Below are 15,116 nucleotides of genomic sequence, written 5' to 3'. Positions count from 1 at the left end.
TTATTCTGCCTTGTAAACCGTGTTATCCGGATTTCTCTCTGTGTAACACGTTTTATCCACAACGCCAGAAGAAATGCGTGACGCCGCCAAAGCGTGGTAGGCGACGTATTATTTTTCCAAACGTTTATGCAGCGTTAGCTGTGGTACTTGAGGCATCGCATTAACAGCTTTCACCCAATGGCATTCGTGGCAGAGGTTTGAAAGCGTTGATATCATCGCGAAAACCGCCCCTCAGAGCAGCTACATAGAATCGCAGATAAGTAAGTGATGCAGGCTTCTGTTGCCAGGTGCCTGCGAACCCCGCCTCACGCGGCTAGGCGAGAGGGGGCTGTTGCATTAACGGAGCCCCTTGGCGACGATCATGATTTGGAGGTCGAGCATGTCACGCAAGTCGCCGTTCAAGCGCCATCGCTTTCCCCGGGAGATCATACTCTGCGCTGTGCGTTGGTATCTGCGCTACCCGTTGTCCTACCAAGATGTTGTTGATCTTCTGGAAGAGCGTGGGATCATGGTCGATCGATCAACGGTCTTCCGCTGGGTCCAGAAGTTCTCGCCTGAACTGGCGAAGCGCACTGAGAGGCATCGTCGCGCAAGCGTCGATTGGCACGTTGATGAAACCTACATCCGGGTTGGTGGCAAATGGCGCTATCTCTGGCGCGGGTGTTGTCACTTTAACTCGCCGAGTTTGCAGGTTAGCATGCCGGTCGTTGGTCAAGCGGCATGTGCCGCAGATTTCCACGCCTCGAATGCTTCGAGCCGGTGGTAGCGGATGGTGAGAGCGGAACGATGGCGGACTGGGACAGAGAAACAATTACGGGTTGCGGACTGCATAGTGACGAAGCGCTGCAATCCACCCGGTGATCGGAAGCCCTGCATTACTGGGAGTGTCATGAACTTTGTGTATCTGGTCTGGCCCATGCGGGTTTTAGATACAGTCACGCATTGAAGCGATCCTCGAACATTATGGCGAAATGATTGCGGGCCGCAAACCATTCTCGAACATTCCGGCCGCCTTTCTCAAAGTTGCGGATCGCCAAGTAGATCAGCTTCGTGGCTGCGTCCTCGGTCGGGAACGATCCTCGCGTCTTGATCGATTTGCGGATTACGCGGTTTAAGCTTTCAATTGCGTTGGTGGTGTAGATGATCTTCCGGATGGCGGGATCAAAAGCAAAGAACGGGATTACTTCCTGCCAAGCTCTGCGCCAGGCCGGTGCGATAGAGGCATATTTACCGGCCCATTTTTCCTCGAAGGCATCCAACTCCAAGCCAGCTTGATCGGCTGTGGGGGCGCTGTAAATCCGCCGCAGATCAGCGGCCACCTCCTTGCGATCTTTCCAAGCACAGAAGTTCAGCGAATGGCGCACGAGATGGACAATGCACGTTTGCACGGCCGTGTCCGGAAAGGCTGCTGTGATGGCATCAGGGAAGCCCTTGAGGCCGTCTACGACCGCAATCAGGATGTCTTGCAGCCCACGGTTCTTCAGCTCTGTCATCACCGAGAGCCAGAATTTGGCGCCCTCGTTGTCAGCGATCCAAAGACCAAGAACCTCGCGCACGCCATCCCTGCTGACACCAAGGGCCACGTAGACGGCTTTGTTCTTGACCATGCGGCTATCCACTGCCCGGCAGGGCATTGCGAAGCAATGTCCCGAGAGGGGCGTCGCGGATCTTGACCCGTAGAGCGTCAAAAATGACGATGGGATACATCCGGTCCAGCGCCCGGGATTGCCACTCCCGAACCTCATCCAGCACGGCGTCAGTGACGCGGCTGATCAAGTCTGGCGAGACTTGCAGGCCATAGACGTCCTCAAGATGAGCACGGATGTCGCGGACCGTCAGACCGGCGGCGTAAAGCCCGATAATCTTGTCATCCATCCCATCAATGCGGGTCTGTCCCTTCTTCACCAGTTCAGGCTCGAAGCTGCCGTCCCGGTCCCGCGGCACAGTGATAGGCAGTTCGCCGTCTTGCCCCTTCAATTTTTTAGCAGATGAGCCGTTGCGACGGTTGGCCTGATCAGGCGGGGCATCCTTGCCGTCTTCATAGCCCAGATGTGCAGTCAGCTCAGCCCCGAGCATCCGTTCCATCAGCTTGATCTTGAGCTCTTTCATTAGCCCGGCATCGCCAAGCAGATCTTCAGGCCGCTCGCAGCCCTTCAGCAGCTCGTCCAACAGTTCCTTGGAAATAGTCATAGTCTTTGCTCCTCTCAGGAAGCATGGACCAGATCCCAGTTACACAGAAGATAGGACACTCTCGCATTACTCGCTCTCGTTTTCGGAAAGGCAAATGGCTGTTCTCTGCGCGGTTATTCAGCCCCTTGTGTGACCAATGATCAAGGCCAGGCGCGACCTCACGCTTGGCAGCACCATAGGATCGCAGTTTGTCCGTAATGATCCTTTTGGGTACGAAACCCCAACGTTTCATCAGCTTGATCAAAAGCCGCTTTGCCGCGCGCTTGTCTCGCCTCGATTGTAGGACTTCCTCAAGAACGACGCCGTGTTGATCGACCGCTCGCCACAGCCAGTATGACCGGCCAGTAATCTTCACCACAACTTCGTCCAGATGCCAGACATCACCAGCGCGAGGCTGCCGCCGCCGCAGAACGTGGGCGATCAAAGGGCCAAACTTAACGGTCCAGCGCCGGATCGTTTCATACGAAACTTCCACGCCCCTTTCCAACATCAGTTCCTCGACCTCGCGCAGGCTCAAGTTGAACCGGGCGTAGAGCCAGACAACATGAGCAATGATCTGGGGCGGAAAGCGGTGGCGCTTGTAGCTGATTTTCTCTGTTTGCATCGACACCGCCTACGCAAAGATCAATAAACCAGCAACCTCAGGCCCATTAACGTGACAACACCCTCAGCACTCATCGAGAAACTGCCATTCTGACAGAGAAAATTTCACCATTTGACTCAAGTATACTTGCATGCAAGAATTCATGATAGGGGGAGAGCAATGAACCGAAAGATCGCCGCAGTTAACAGTGTTGCAACTCGAATCGATTGGGCCTCGCTCGGTTTGATCGAACGATCGCACCCGTTGGGGCCGCAAATCTACGATTTGCTGCGCTTGGCTATTATTCTTGAGATGTTTCAACCGGGCGATCCAATCTATGAATTGGAGGTGGGACAGGCTTTGGGCGTTAGCCGAACGCCAGTGCGGGAAGCTTATCAGCGTCTTATTGAGGATGGGCTCATTGAGGCTCGGCCCAAATCTGGAACGACGGTCACTGCGATTGACGACACTCGGGTGCGAGAGGGTATCATTATCCGCCGCGCACTGGAGCGTCAGGTTGTTGCCTTACTTGCGGACGCCCCGCCATGCTTGCGTTCTCTGGATGCGATCATAGCCTTGCAAAGCGTCGCAGTCGGTCACGGCGATCACATTGAATTTTTCCGCCAAGATGAACGCTTTCATGCCGAGCTAGCCAATCTTGCCGGCCTGCCCGCGGCCTGGCGGTTGGCCCACTCTGTGAAGTCACATACGGATCGGGCCCGGATCATGTTGACGGGGCATTTGCCGCAGCGGATCAATGTCGCATTCAGCGAACACATTGCCCTTTTGGATGCGATTAAGGCCGGTGACGTAGAACTGTCCAAGGCGCTGGTATCAAAACATATCAACTCTGCCATGGAGGCCCTAAATGCTGCATCCTGATCGCTTTTTCCCGGCCGATACAGCGTCGCGGAACGTGGCGCGGCGGTTGTTTGCGCAGGTAGAGCGCCTGCCGCTGATTTGCCCGCATGGGCATACCGAACCTGCCTGGTTTGCCGAAAACGATGCGTTTCGCGATCCCGCTCAGCTGCTTATTGTGCCGGACCACTATGTGGTGCGTATGCTGGTAAGCCAAGGGGTGACCCATGCCGAGCTTGGTGTGCCTACGCGTGATGGCACGCCGATTGAAACCGACAGCCGTGCTATTTGGCGGCGGTTTGCCCAGAACTACCATTTGTTTCGATCCACCCCCGTGCGGCACTGGATGGACTATACGCTGGAAACGCTTTTCGGGATCGAAGGGCCGCTGAACTCCCAGATCGCGGATCAGACGTTTGACAAAATTGCCGAGGCACTTGCGGGCGATGCGTGTCGCCCGCGCGCTTTGTATGAAAAATTCGGGATCGAGGTTTTGGCAACGACAGACGCCTGTCTCGATGACTTGCGGCACCACCAGACTATTCGCGATAGCGATTGGCAGGGCAACGTCGTCCCGACCTATCGGCCGGATCAGGTGACCAATCCCGATTCCGATGGGTTCCACGAACATATTGCAAAGCTGGGTGCATTGACGGGTGAGGACACCAGTACATGGGCGGGCTTTCTTGCGGCACATCGCCAGCGGCGTCAGTATTTCATTTCATTGGGCACTACGGCGACGGACCATGGGCACCCAACCGCGCGAACTGCCGACCTGCCTGTTGATGACTGCAGAGCTTTGCTTGGCCGGGTTTTGAAAGCTGGCGCAAGCGCTGAAGACAAAGAGCTTTTCCGCGCGCAGATGCTGACCGAGATGGCGCGGATGAGCCTGGAAGACGGACTTGTGATGCAAATTCATTCCGGGTCGCGCCGCAACCACAGCAGTATGGTCTTTAATCGGCACGGCGCGGATAGAGGGTTCGACATTCCCGGCCCAACCGACTTTGTCGAGGCCCTGCGTCCGCTGTTGAACGCGCATGGGCATGACCCACGGCTGACGGTGATCCTGTTTACGTTGGATGAAACCGCCTATGGTCGCGAGCTGGCACCCTTGGCCGCGGCTTATCCCTGTTTGCGCCTTGGCCCGGCATGGTGGTTTTTCGACAGCCCGGACGGCATGATGCGCTACCGCGAGGTAACAACCGAAACTGCGGGTTATTACAACACCGTGGGTTTCAACGATGACACCCGCGCCCTGTCTGCGATCGCGGCGCGCCATGACATGGCCCGCAGGGTCGATTGCGCTTTTCTTGCCAAACAAGTGGTCGAGCATCGGCTGCCCGAAGATGAAGCCGCGATCGTCGCAAAGGATCTGACATACAACCTGCCGCGCCGGGCCTATGGCTATGAGGCGCGCATATGAAACAGACATGGCGTTGGTTCGGACCAGCAGATGCAATTGCAATCGAGGAAGTCGAGCAAGCGGGGGCGACGGGTATTGTCACGGCATTGCATCATATTCCCAATGGTGCCGTTTGGAGCGTTGAAGAGATCGGCAAACGTCAGGCCGAAGTGGCACGGCGAAGTGATGGATCGCCTTCGCGGCTGGCGTGGGACGTTGTGGAAAGCCTGCCGGTATCCGAAGAGATTAAGAAGCAAAGCGGCGACTGGCGGGCGCACATTCAGGCCTACAAAGACAGCCTAAAGAACCTTGCCAAAAGCGGTTTGCAGGTCGTTTGCTATAACTTCATGCCCGTTCTTGACTGGACCCGCACCGATCCTGCGCATGTCACCCCGACAGGTGCGAATTGTATGCGGTTCGATTGGATAGACTTTGCCGCCTTTGATATCTTTGTTCTGGCGCGTCATGGCGCTGCGGAAGGTTTCCCGGAAGCTGTCGTCGAAGCTGCGCGCGCCCGCTACCAGCAGATGAGTGATAAAGATCACCGCCGTTTGGCCGCCAATATCACGATGGGGTTGCCGGGGGCCAATCAAGAACTCAGCTTTGACGATTTTCACACGCTACTGCGCAGCTATGGAACGCTATCTTCTGACCAGCTTCGCGCCAACCTAACTGCCTTTCTGGAAGAGGTCGTTCCGGTTGCCGAAGCTCTTGGAATCCGGCTTTGCTGCCATCCTGATGATCCACCGTTCCCACTTCTTGGATTGCCACGGGTGGTGTCAACAGAAGGTGACTATCTGCGCCTCACCGGCGCGGTGGATAGTCCTTCCAACGGTATTACGCTATGTTCTGGCTCGCTTGGTGTGAACCCGGATGTCGATTTGCCGGGGATGATGGAACGTTTGGGCGACAAGGTGCACTTTTTGCATTTACGCAATGTCACCCGCGAAGAAACACGTTTTCCCGGATCGTTCCACGAGGCGGCACATCTGGAAGGCAGTACGGACATGGTTGCGCTGTTGCAGGCCGTCATTGCCGAAGAAAAGCAGCGCAAGGGGGCGGAGCGGAGCGACTGGTCGATTCCCATGCGCCCCGATCACGGCCATGCCATGGCAATCGATATGCACCGCAAGCAACAGCCAGGCTATCCGCTGGTCGGGCGCCTGCGCGGATTGGCCGAGTTAAGGGGCGTCATCGCCGCCCTTGGGGGGGATTTACAATGACACGTATCGTTCACATCGGCCCCGGCGCGTTTCACCGTGCCCATCAGGCGATTTATACCGAAGATGCCGCGGATGGATGGCAAATCACAGGCGTAAGCCTAAGAAGCGCGGATTTCGCCGACGCCCTGATCAAACAGAATGGACGCTACACGCTGGTGACACGCGGGACGGATGGCATTGAATATCGCCAAGTCACCGCCATGTCCAAAGCGCTCGCTATCGCAAATGGGCGCGGACCCGTCCTAGATGCGCTGACGCAAGCTGACACACGGATCATCAGCCTGACCATCACAGAAAAAGGGTATGCCCCCCCTTTCGATGCCAGCAGTGCCATCACGTTGTTGGTCCAAGCTTTGCAAATGCGCAAAGACGCAGGGCGGCCCGGGGTCACACTTTTGTCTTGCGACAACCTTACTGACAACGGTGCGGTGTTGCAAAAAGCGGTGACAGGTGCCGCACCGTCCGACCTTGCGGACTGGATCGCCGCGCATGTGCGTTTCCCGTCTACGATGGTGGACCGTATCACACCCGCCACCACGGCTGAATTGCGCGCCGAAGTGGCCGAGCAAGCGGGGTGGGCTGACGAAATTCCCGTCGAAACAGAAGCGTTCAGCCAGTGGGTGATTGAAGATAATTTTGCCGCTGGTCGCCCGGATTGGGAACATGCGGGTGCGGAACTGGTGCCAGATGTCGCACCTTACGAGCAGATGAAGCTGCGTATGCTGAACGGTGCCCATTCGATGTTGGCCTACTGCGGCCATCTGACAGGAAAGGTATATGTTCGCGATGTTATGGCCGATCCTGCCCTTGCTGCGCTTGTCGCCCGTCACATGGATGCGGCCGCAGCCACGCTTGATCCCGGCACGGGCCTAAATCCAAGCGCTTACCGTGATCAATTGCTGACCCGTTTTCGCAATCCCCACATTGCGCACAAGACGTATCAAATCGCGATGGACGGAAGCCAAAAAATGCCGCAGCGCATGTTTGCGCCGGCTCAGGATGCGGTGCGACGGGGACAGGACGTCACGCCTTTCTCTTTTGCGACAGCATGTTGGTTGCACTACCTTGGCGGTCGCACCGATGCGGGTGATGCCTACGCACTTCGGGACCCACGCGAAGCCGAATTGGCAGCCCTTCCCAGTCATCCAAAAGACCGGGTTGATGCCCTTTTTGCGTTGCCTGATCTGCTACCGGCCGCGCTTGCTGCCGATCCGGACTTTCGCGCGAAGACGGCCGCTTATCTTCTGGCAATTACGCAACACGGTTTGATGGCTACAACGAAAGAGGATGCCCATGTCTAACCCCCCTATTAAACTTGTCGTCATTGGGCTCGGCATGGCTTCAAAGCCGCACCTTGCCGCATTAAAGCAACTGGCACCCGGCGTTGAAGTTCTCGGCGTTTATGCCCGCTCGCCCGAGCGACGCGCGCAGGTTTCTCAGGCTTCGGGATGGCCCGCTTTCGACAGCCTTGCAGACATCGCCGCAAGCGATGCGGATGGCGCGATCTTGATCACGCCCCCCAACGGCAGGACCGAAAGTGTCGCGGCCTTGGCGCAGGCGGGAAAGGCGATTCTGACGGAAAAACCGGTCGAGCGGGATCTGGCCCGCGCAACCAAGATCGTGGAGCTTTGCGAAACGGCTGGCGTGCCGCTCGGATTGGTTCTGCAACACCGGTTCCGCGCGGGCGCAGAAGCATTAAGCGCCCTGATCGCAAGCGGCAAGGCCGGGCGCGTGAACATGGTGCGCGTCACGCTGCCGTGGTGGCGCGATCAGACCTATTATGACCAACCCGGACGAGGGCGTTATGATGTGGACGGCGGCGGTGTGCTGCTGACCCAAGCGATCCATGTGCTGGATCTTATGCTAAGCCTGACCGGACCGGTAAGCGAAGTTTCGGCAATGACGGCCACAACTGATCTGCACCGGATGGAGGCCGAAGATTTCGCCACGGCCGGGTTGCGGTTTGAAAGCGGCGCAATCGGCTCGGTGGTGGCGACGACATCGGCGTTTCCGGGCGATGCCGAGACATTGATACTTGATTGTGAACATGCCTCGTTACAATTAACCGCCGGAGAGCTTGTCGTTCACTGGCGTGATGGGCGCACCGAAACGGTCGGCGAAGTCACCGGAACGGGCGGCGGCAGTGATCCGATGGATTTCCCGTGCGACTGGCACCGTGATTTGATTGCCGATTTCGCAGAGGCGCTACGACAAGGGCGCCCCCCTCGCATCACTGGCCGCGAGGCGCTTCACGTGCACCGTCTGATTTACGCTATTGAACGCTCGGCCCGCAGTGGTTCTGTTGCGCAGGTCGAGGTCGAGGCATGAGCATCCGCTTCGCCGCACTTGGCCTGGATCACCGGCACATCTATGGCATGTCGCAGGGCATGATTGATGCCGGTTGCGATTTTGCCGGCTTTTGGACCGACGGCAACCCGCAGCCAATCGCAGGGTTCATAAAACGCTTTCCGAATGTCCCGCGTGCCGCAGACCTCGACACCATTTTGAATGACAAAAGCATTGATTTGGTGCTGATCGCCGCGCCGCCCGCTGAACGCGCGCGTTTGTCTCTTGCCGCCATGCAGCACGGCAAGGACGTGATGCTGGACAAACCCGGCTGTCTTACGCTCGACGAGCTGTCTCAGATCGAAGCGACCATCGAACAGACGGGCCGCATCTGGTCTGTCAATTTCTCTGAACGTTTCGAGGTGCCCGCCACCACCCTGGCCGATCAGCTATTAGGCGAAGGGCGGATCGGCAAGCTGGTTCATGTCCTGTCACAGGGCCCGCACCGGTTGAATGCACAGACGCGGCCGGATTGGTTTTGGGAGCCGTCGGAATACGGGGGTCTTTTGGGTGACATTGGCACCCATCAGATCGACCAGTTTCTGCATTTTGCCCGCGCCGACACCTGCGAGGTGACGCGCGCGACTGTCGGCAACATGGCCACGCCAGACCACCCGGCGTTTCAAGATTTCGGCGAGATGAACCTGAGCGCAGGCGATGTTCAAGGTTATGTGCGCCTTGACTGGTTCACGCCGGATGCCGCGCCCAACTGGGGCGACGGGCGGTTGATCCTTACCGGAACCGAAGGTTTCATTGAGGTCCGCAAATACATGGATATCGCTGGCCAGCCCGGCACCGACCACGTGTTTCTTGTCAATGGCACCACATGCGAGCGCATTGGCGCAAGCCGCGCCGGCACGCCCTACTTTGCGAACTTGGTGTACGACATTGAACACCGAACCGAAACGTCCTGTCCGCAGCACAGAACCGTAACGGTCATGCGGCTGGCGATCGAAGCACAAGCAATTGCCCACAAGTTGGGAGGCTTAAGCGGCAATATCTGAAAACCCAACTTAAGGAGGAAAGAATGGGATATAAACGAACTCTTACGGGTGCCGTCGCGGCAGCTTTTCTTGCCGGACCTGCATTGGCCGAATGGCCCGAAAAGCCTATCCAGTTGATCGTGCCTTGGGGCGCAGGCGGTGCGACCGATCAGGTCACACGCGTGGTTGCGGCCGAGCTTGGTGACGCGCTTGGCCAAAGCGTGGTTGTCGTCAATCAACCCGGCGCATCAGGTTCGCTGGGGAGTCAGGCCGCATGGGATGCGCCTCATGACGGCTACACCTGGACTGCGGGTGCCGCCAAAGACCTAGGGACCTATGGCGTAACAGGAATGATGGATACTTCGATCAAGGACTGGGATCTGTATCTTAATTCCGCGCTCGCAAGCGTCATTTCAGTGCCTGCCAATTCTGACATCGATAACCTGGACGACTTCGTTGCCGCGCTGAAAGCAGGCGGGATCAAGGTCGGGACATCCGGTGTCAATTCAGCCGGTCACTCGGCGATTGAAGCCCTCTCGGGTGCTGTTGACGGGTCTTATATCCATGCAAGCTATGATGGTGGCTCTGCTGCGGTTTTGTCCACGGTTTCTGGCGAAACCGATGCAACGACGCAGTTGATTTCTGAACAAATTGACATGCTACGCGCGGGTCAGCTGAAACCGATTGCAATTCTATCGGATACGGATGCTGACGTGCCAGGAGTTGGTAACATCCCGTCGGTTTTAGCGGCGTTGCCAGATGTGCCGGTTGCGCCGATCTACTTCGGTGTCTTCGTTCCGGGTGATGTTCCAGAAGAAGTGTCTTCCAGAATGGAAAAGGCCTGGGCCGGTTTGGCGGAGTCAGCTGCATTGACCGAATACACCGAAGGACGCGGTTCGTTGCTGACGGTGCACGCAGGTAATGAGGCCCAAGAAAAGGTTTGGCCGTCGATCCAGATCAATGCCTGGATGCTTCACGATGCGGGAAATTCGGCCACAAGCCCTGAAGATCTCGGCATTCCGCGCCCTTAAGCCGGCAGAAAAGACCGGTCGTCCCTGTATTTGGGGCGACCAAGACAGGAGGTAGGCATGAACAATCACGCACTCGACAGACTAACCGGAATTTTCTTTGTAGCACTTGGCCTCGCTGTCGTCGCGGGGTCTTGGGTTATGCCGCGGTTCGAGGCGCAGGGCGCGTCGCCATACCTTGCACCCGGACTGACACCAGGCCTTATTGGTATAGCTTTAGGCATTTGCGGTTTGATTTTAGCCCTACGCACGAAACGCGAGGATGGGGCCGAACGCTCATATTGGAATACAGTGATCGGTACCGCTTCTAACCGCAACCGCGCGTTTGCTGCACTTGCATTGACGCTGGTCTACGGCGCCGTTCTGTTTGGCAATGTCCACTTCGTTCTGGCCACTTTTCTGTTCGTCTTCGCCTTTGTCTGCACCTTTGAAGTTATATTGAAATCCGAAGGCAGCACCCACCGGGCGATATCAACCCTAATCGCCGCTGCACTGCTCGCGCTCGTCACAAGCTTTGGAAGTTACTACGTCTTCCAGAACCTATTTCTGGTGAGGCTGCCTTAAATGCTAAATACCCCAGCCATACTCAACGCTTTTGCAACAGCACTTTCGCCTGAATACCTGCTTATCACCCTTTGGGCCACGGTGCTTGGTATCATCATCGGGATGTTGCCCGGTCTAACGGCCACCATGGGGCTGGCGCTTTTAACGACGCTGACATTTCAGATGGAAAGCTTTCAGGCGATTACCGCGTTGCTCGGCCTTTATGTCGGCGCGATCTATGGTGGCAGCCGCACGGCAATCATACTGAACATGCCCGGCACACCTGCAAGCGCTGCGACGTCGCTCGATGGCTATCCGCTCGCCCGGCAGTCCCGCGCGCGCGAAGCGCTTGGTCTTGCGACCATCGGCTCTTTTTTCGGCACTATGGTTGGCGTCGTTCTGCTCCTTTTTACGGCCCCTATTCTGGCGACTTACGCCCTTAAGTTTGGGACGTACGAGTATTTTTGGCTGGCGCTTTTCGGCGTTGTAATTTCGGGTCGCCTGACGGCACTTAATGACCCGCTGAAAGGGTGGATTGCAGGTTTTCTGGGTTTGCTTTTTGCCATGGCCGGCCAAGAACAGGTGTTTGCATACGCTCGGTTTTCTTTCGGAATTCAGGATTTGACCGGCGGGATTAGCTTAATTCCCGCGATGGTCGGCGCGTTTGGTCTGGTTGAAATTCTTTCGAGCATCTCGAACAATCAAAAGCCGAAAATTTCGGAAAACAAAGGCCGTCTGCTGCCCAAAGCGCGCGAAGTTGCGCAAAATGCAGGGACCATCGGGCGTTCCGGGATAGCTGGCACGCTGATGGGTCTTATCCCCGGAGTCGGAGAAGACATCGGTGCTTGGGTCTCTTACGCCATCGCAAAGCGGTTTAGCCGGACAAAAGAAATGTTCGGCCGCGGATCAACCGAAGGATTGATCGCAGCAGAGACCGGAAACTCCGCCGCTGTGCCAGGCGCAATCATTCCGGTGCTGACATTGGCCATTCCCGGCTCGGCCCCATCCGCCGTTCTTTTGGCCGCTCTTGTCATACATGGCGTTCAGCCGGGACCAATGATTATGTTCACCAGCGCGGATATGGTCTATGGCATCGTCGCCGCGATCACACTGGCCGCCTGTGTTATGACCGTCGCAGGCGTCATGCTTACGACACCTTTACTGGCCGTCCTGCGTATCCCACGCGAAAGGCTTTTGCCGGTCATTTTCGTGCTTTGCACAGTCGGCGCTTTTGCGATCGCAGCACGTCCTTTTGATGTCTGGACGATGCTTGGCTTTGGCGTTCTCGGTTTTATCCTAAAGCAGATGGATTACCCAATGGCGCCGCTTGTCTTAGGCTTGGTGCTGGGTGACCTTTTGGACAAAAGCCTGCGCCGGGGCCTTAATTTATCAGAGGGGTCACTTGAGCCTTTTCTCACCCGCCCGATCAGCGCTTTTCTAGCGATCGCAACATTGATGAGTCTCGCTCTCTTGTTGGTGCCAACCCTTCGCAGGATCGCAAAGAGAAATAACCGATAAAAGAAACCATGCCGGCGCGCGGCTGCCGCCCAACAGAGAAAAGGTATCGCCAGCGATTAAGTGATCTCGGGCTAAAAAACTGAATATGCTGAAATTCAACACCGCTAAGACCTTCGCCATCGGCGAAGCAATGATCGAAATGGCTCCGATCGGTGAGGGTACATATCGGCGCAATTTTGCGGGCGATACATTCAACACGGTCTGGCATATGTCACAGGTCGCAGGCTCGAGGTCGCCCGTCGCGTTGCTCACCAAGGTGGGAACCGACACGACCTCTGACGCCTTTGTCGACGAGATCGAGGCAGACGGCTTGGATGTCTCTTCTATTGGTCGTGTGTCGGGCCGAACCATGGGTTTGTATTTGATCGACGTAGATGGCGTTGAACGCAGTTTCCAGTACTGGCGAGACCAATCCGCAGCCCGCCTATTGGCCGATGATGGGGACTGGCTTGATGCCAAACTGGAAGGTGCTGGGCTGATCCACTTTTCTGGGATCACTCTGGCTATTCTGACACCTGAAGCACGGTGTGTTTTGGTCGCATCAATCAAACGGGCTCGACGACTCGGAGCGCGAGTATCTTTCGATCCCAATGTCAGGCCGCGGCTATGGTCCTCGGCAGAGGAGGCTCGGATGGCGATCTCACAGGTCAACGGACTTACCGACATTGCCCTACCTAGCTTTGAAGATGAACAAAAACTCTGGGGCGACAAAACCCCCGATGATACAATTGCCCGCCTCCGAGATTTTGGAGTGAACGAAATCGTCGTGAAAAACGGCGCGGCTCCCGCTATAGCTTGGACAGGTGTCGATCAGGTTTCAATTCCGACCCCGCCTGTTGAAAATATCCAGGACACGTCTGGAGCAGGGGACGCATTTAATGCAGGCTATTTTGTTGCACGTCTCCGTGGGAGTAAACCAGCCGCTGCAATCCCGTTTGGGCAGAAAATGGCAGCCGAGGTTATTGGACATTTCGGAGCGCGCATACCAAAAGGCCGAATCCCGGATCTGGCTTCTTTAGACACAACATAGCAAGCAAGGCGATCTGGGTGCGTAAAATTCTGTGGCCAAGCTGTAGACGATCATCGTGCATGAAATCGACCCAGTCGGCAAACCTAAGTAAAGCTTGGTGCTGTTGTTGGAGATCGTCATCATTTTGCGCGGCATTGGCCGACCTCCGAATCGTGGGCTCAGAGTCCAATGCTGCGTCAGTAGGTGAGGAGGCGTCGGATCTACTGAACGAGGTACAGTCGGCATGGCGGATTAGGTCTGCAAGTGCCGCCAGCGCATACAGGTCCACATTTGCCTTATCGGCCTCGTGACAGGAGGCTCGTGATGGATATAGACCGACTGGCCAAACCAAGGATGGCATCGATAAAGAACCTTCCGGCATTCGATAACGTGGGTGTTCTGGCGTGCTGTTGTACAACACAGTCAGGCCGCACAGCGCCTTGGGCTACCGACCGCCAGCGACCAAAAGCATCGTCCCGATAGACCAAAGGCCGAACATGCACTAACATTCGAACCAAGAACGGAACCCCCATCTCGCGATTGGGATTTGGCGCCATGCAATTTGGCCGTACGGCGGATGTGGGCAACGCCAAAGAGATGTTTGAGACCTGCGTCGCGGCGGGGATCAATCACTTCGACACGGCCTATAGCTATAATGGCGGCGCGACTGAGAGCATGTTGGGGCAGATCTTGGGATCGAATGTCGATGATCTGATCATCGGTACGAAAGCCCCCAATGATCGGCCCGCCCTTTTGAAGAGACATTTGCCACCTTGGCCAAGATGCAGTCTCAAGGGCTGATATGCTATATCGGCGTGTCGAACTTTGCGGCTTGGCAGATCATGAAGGCGCAAGCGGTGTGTAAGGCGATCGGCACCCAGATTGATGTCTGCCAACCGATGTATAACCTTGTGAAACGACAGGTAAAGGTCGAGATTCTTCCGGCCTGCGCGGACCAAGGCATTGCCGTTAGTCCTTTTTCGCCCTTGGGTGGGGGCTTGTTGACCGGGAAACACGCCAAAGGTGCCGAGGGGCGTTTGCAAGACGACAAGACCTATGCCGCACGCTATGGGCAGCCATGGATGCACGAGGTTGCGCGTGATTTGGCCACGCTATCGCAGCGTCTGGGTATTGCGGCCACCACCCTTGCCGTGGCGTGGGTTGCCCGGCACCCGGCGGTGACGTCAACGCTTATTTCAGGCCGGAATGTTGACCAGTTGCAGCCTTCACTGGATGCGATGGGCTTGGACTTGTCCGGGGATAGCTACGCTGAAATTTCGCAACTAAGCCCGAAACCGACGCCCGCGACGGATCGGTCGGAGGAGACCTAAGCGTGATCGGTCGGTAAAACTAAAGCGCCTTCACCGCGCATAAATGTGAAACCCAAAAGCGCTCCCCTTCATTGACATCATTCTGCGTTGCGGCAATGTTCC

12 protein-coding genes and 4 pseudogenes are annotated in these 15,116 nt (G+C 56.6%); 13 read left to right on the top strand and 3 right to left on the bottom strand.

What is annotated here, in order from left to right; all coding sequences use genetic code 11:
• Window positions 1-379: 379 nt before the first annotated feature.
• Window positions 380-658: pseudogene (locus DSM110093_RS18295) on the top strand (IS6 family transposase); the annotation flags it as partial.
• Window positions 659-711: 53 nt separating this feature from the next.
• Here DSM110093_RS18295 and DSM110093_RS18290 read toward each other — a convergent pair.
• From DSM110093_RS18290 to DSM110093_RS18280, 3 pseudogenes are all read right to left on the bottom strand, one after another.
• Window positions 712-879 (bottom strand): annotated as a pseudogene (locus DSM110093_RS18290) (IS6 family transposase); the annotation flags it as partial.
• Between the two features lie 56 nt (window positions 880-935).
• Window positions 936-2,190 (bottom strand): annotated as a pseudogene (locus DSM110093_RS18285) (IS256 family transposase).
• 64 nt (window positions 2,191-2,254) lie between these two features.
• Window positions 2,255-2,794 (bottom strand): annotated as a pseudogene (locus DSM110093_RS18280) (IS6 family transposase); the annotation flags it as partial.
• A gap of 159 nt (window positions 2,795-2,953) precedes the next feature.
• On the opposite strand from DSM110093_RS18280, the gene DSM110093_RS18275 reads away from it, so the two are divergent.
• From DSM110093_RS18275 to DSM110093_RS18220, 12 genes are all read left to right on the top strand, one after another.
• Window positions 2,954-3,655, top strand: coding sequence for a GntR family transcriptional regulator (locus DSM110093_RS18275; protein WP_243267861.1), 702 nt, complete (start codon window positions 2,954-2,956; stop codon window positions 3,653-3,655).
• Window positions 3,642-5,054 carry a glucuronate isomerase gene (uxaC, locus tag DSM110093_RS18270; RefSeq protein WP_243267860.1) on the top strand — a complete coding sequence of 471 codons (1,413 nt, stop codon included), beginning with the start codon at window positions 3,642-3,644 and terminating at the stop codon, window positions 5,052-5,054. The genes DSM110093_RS18275 and uxaC overlap by 14 nt, the downstream gene beginning before the upstream one ends.
• Window positions 5,051-6,256, top strand: coding sequence for a mannonate dehydratase (gene uxuA, locus DSM110093_RS18265; protein ID WP_243267859.1), 1,206 nt, complete (start codon window positions 5,051-5,053; stop codon window positions 6,254-6,256). The genes uxaC and uxuA overlap by 4 nt, the downstream gene beginning before the upstream one ends.
• Window positions 6,253-7,557, top strand: a complete 1,305-nt coding sequence (locus DSM110093_RS18260) for a mannitol dehydrogenase family protein (protein WP_243267858.1) — start codon at window positions 6,253-6,255, stop codon at window positions 7,555-7,557. The genes uxuA and DSM110093_RS18260 overlap by 4 nt, the downstream gene beginning before the upstream one ends.
• Window positions 7,550-8,584 (top strand): Gfo/Idh/MocA family oxidoreductase, encoded by a 1,035-nt coding sequence (locus tag DSM110093_RS18255; RefSeq protein ID WP_243267857.1) that lies wholly within the window; start codon window positions 7,550-7,552, stop codon window positions 8,582-8,584. Before DSM110093_RS18260 ends, DSM110093_RS18255 begins: the two co-directional genes overlap by 8 nt.
• Entirely contained in the window at window positions 8,581-9,606 is a 1,026-nt protein-coding gene (locus tag DSM110093_RS18250; protein ID WP_243267856.1) for a Gfo/Idh/MocA family oxidoreductase, read from the top strand. Before DSM110093_RS18255 ends, DSM110093_RS18250 begins: the two co-directional genes overlap by 4 nt.
• A gap of 23 nt (window positions 9,607-9,629) precedes the next feature.
• Window positions 9,630-10,616 (top strand): tripartite tricarboxylate transporter substrate binding protein, encoded by a 987-nt coding sequence (locus DSM110093_RS18245; protein WP_243267855.1) that lies wholly within the window; start codon window positions 9,630-9,632, stop codon window positions 10,614-10,616.
• A gap of 57 nt (window positions 10,617-10,673) precedes the next feature.
• On the top strand, window positions 10,674-11,177 hold the full coding sequence (locus DSM110093_RS18240) for a tripartite tricarboxylate transporter TctB family protein (protein ID WP_243267854.1): 504 nt from the start codon (window positions 10,674-10,676) through the stop codon (window positions 11,175-11,177).
• Window positions 11,178-12,674: a tripartite tricarboxylate transporter permease gene (locus DSM110093_RS18235; protein WP_243267853.1), complete on the top strand. Its 1,497-nt coding sequence runs from the start codon at window positions 11,178-11,180 to the stop codon at window positions 12,672-12,674.
• 85 nt (window positions 12,675-12,759) lie between these two features.
• Entirely contained in the window at window positions 12,760-13,704 is a 945-nt protein-coding gene (locus DSM110093_RS18230) for a sugar kinase (RefSeq protein WP_243267852.1), read from the top strand.
• Between the two features lie 534 nt (window positions 13,705-14,238).
• Window positions 14,239-14,484, top strand: a complete 246-nt coding sequence (locus tag DSM110093_RS20940; RefSeq protein WP_347568648.1) for an aldo/keto reductase — start codon at window positions 14,239-14,241, stop codon at window positions 14,482-14,484.
• Window positions 14,466-15,014, top strand: coding sequence for an aldo/keto reductase (locus tag DSM110093_RS18220; RefSeq protein WP_347568653.1), 549 nt, complete (start codon window positions 14,466-14,468; stop codon window positions 15,012-15,014). The genes DSM110093_RS20940 and DSM110093_RS18220 overlap by 19 nt, the downstream gene beginning before the upstream one ends.
• Window positions 15,015-15,116 lie beyond the last annotated feature (102 nt).

Origin of the sequence: Sulfitobacter sp. DSM 110093, assembly GCF_022788715.1 — a bacterium.
Classification (GTDB): Bacteria; Pseudomonadota; Alphaproteobacteria; order Rhodobacterales; family Rhodobacteraceae; genus Sulfitobacter.
Note: the sequence above shows the minus strand (reverse complement) of the source record. Positions and strands in the feature narration are given on the sequence as shown.

Excerpts from the sequence above, each read along its gene's own strand:
- DSM110093_RS18275 (WP_243267861.1), top strand. The coding sequence starts at position 2,954 with ATGAACCGAAAGATCGCCGCAGTTAACAGTGTTGCAACTCGAATCGAT.
- uxaC (WP_243267860.1), top strand. The coding sequence starts at position 3,642 with ATGCTGCATCCTGATCGCTTTTTCCCGGCCGATACAGCGTCGCGGAAC.
- uxuA (WP_243267859.1), top strand. The coding sequence starts at position 5,051 with ATGAAACAGACATGGCGTTGGTTCGGACCAGCAGATGCAATTGCAATC.
- DSM110093_RS18260 (WP_243267858.1), top strand. The coding sequence starts at position 6,253 with ATGACACGTATCGTTCACATCGGCCCCGGCGCGTTTCACCGTGCCCAT.
- DSM110093_RS18255 (WP_243267857.1), top strand. The coding sequence starts at position 7,550 with ATGTCTAACCCCCCTATTAAACTTGTCGTCATTGGGCTCGGCATGGCT.
- DSM110093_RS18250 (WP_243267856.1), top strand. The coding sequence starts at position 8,581 with ATGAGCATCCGCTTCGCCGCACTTGGCCTGGATCACCGGCACATCTAT.
- DSM110093_RS18245 (WP_243267855.1), top strand. The coding sequence starts at position 9,630 with ATGGGATATAAACGAACTCTTACGGGTGCCGTCGCGGCAGCTTTTCTT.
- DSM110093_RS18240 (WP_243267854.1), top strand. The coding sequence starts at position 10,674 with ATGAACAATCACGCACTCGACAGACTAACCGGAATTTTCTTTGTAGCA.
- DSM110093_RS18235 (WP_243267853.1), top strand. The coding sequence starts at position 11,178 with ATGCTAAATACCCCAGCCATACTCAACGCTTTTGCAACAGCACTTTCG.
- DSM110093_RS18230 (WP_243267852.1), top strand. The coding sequence starts at position 12,760 with ATGCTGAAATTCAACACCGCTAAGACCTTCGCCATCGGCGAAGCAATG.
- DSM110093_RS20940 (WP_347568648.1), top strand. The coding sequence starts at position 14,239 with ATGCAATTTGGCCGTACGGCGGATGTGGGCAACGCCAAAGAGATGTTT.
- DSM110093_RS18220 (WP_347568653.1), top strand. The coding sequence starts at position 14,466 with ATGCAGTCTCAAGGGCTGATATGCTATATCGGCGTGTCGAACTTTGCG.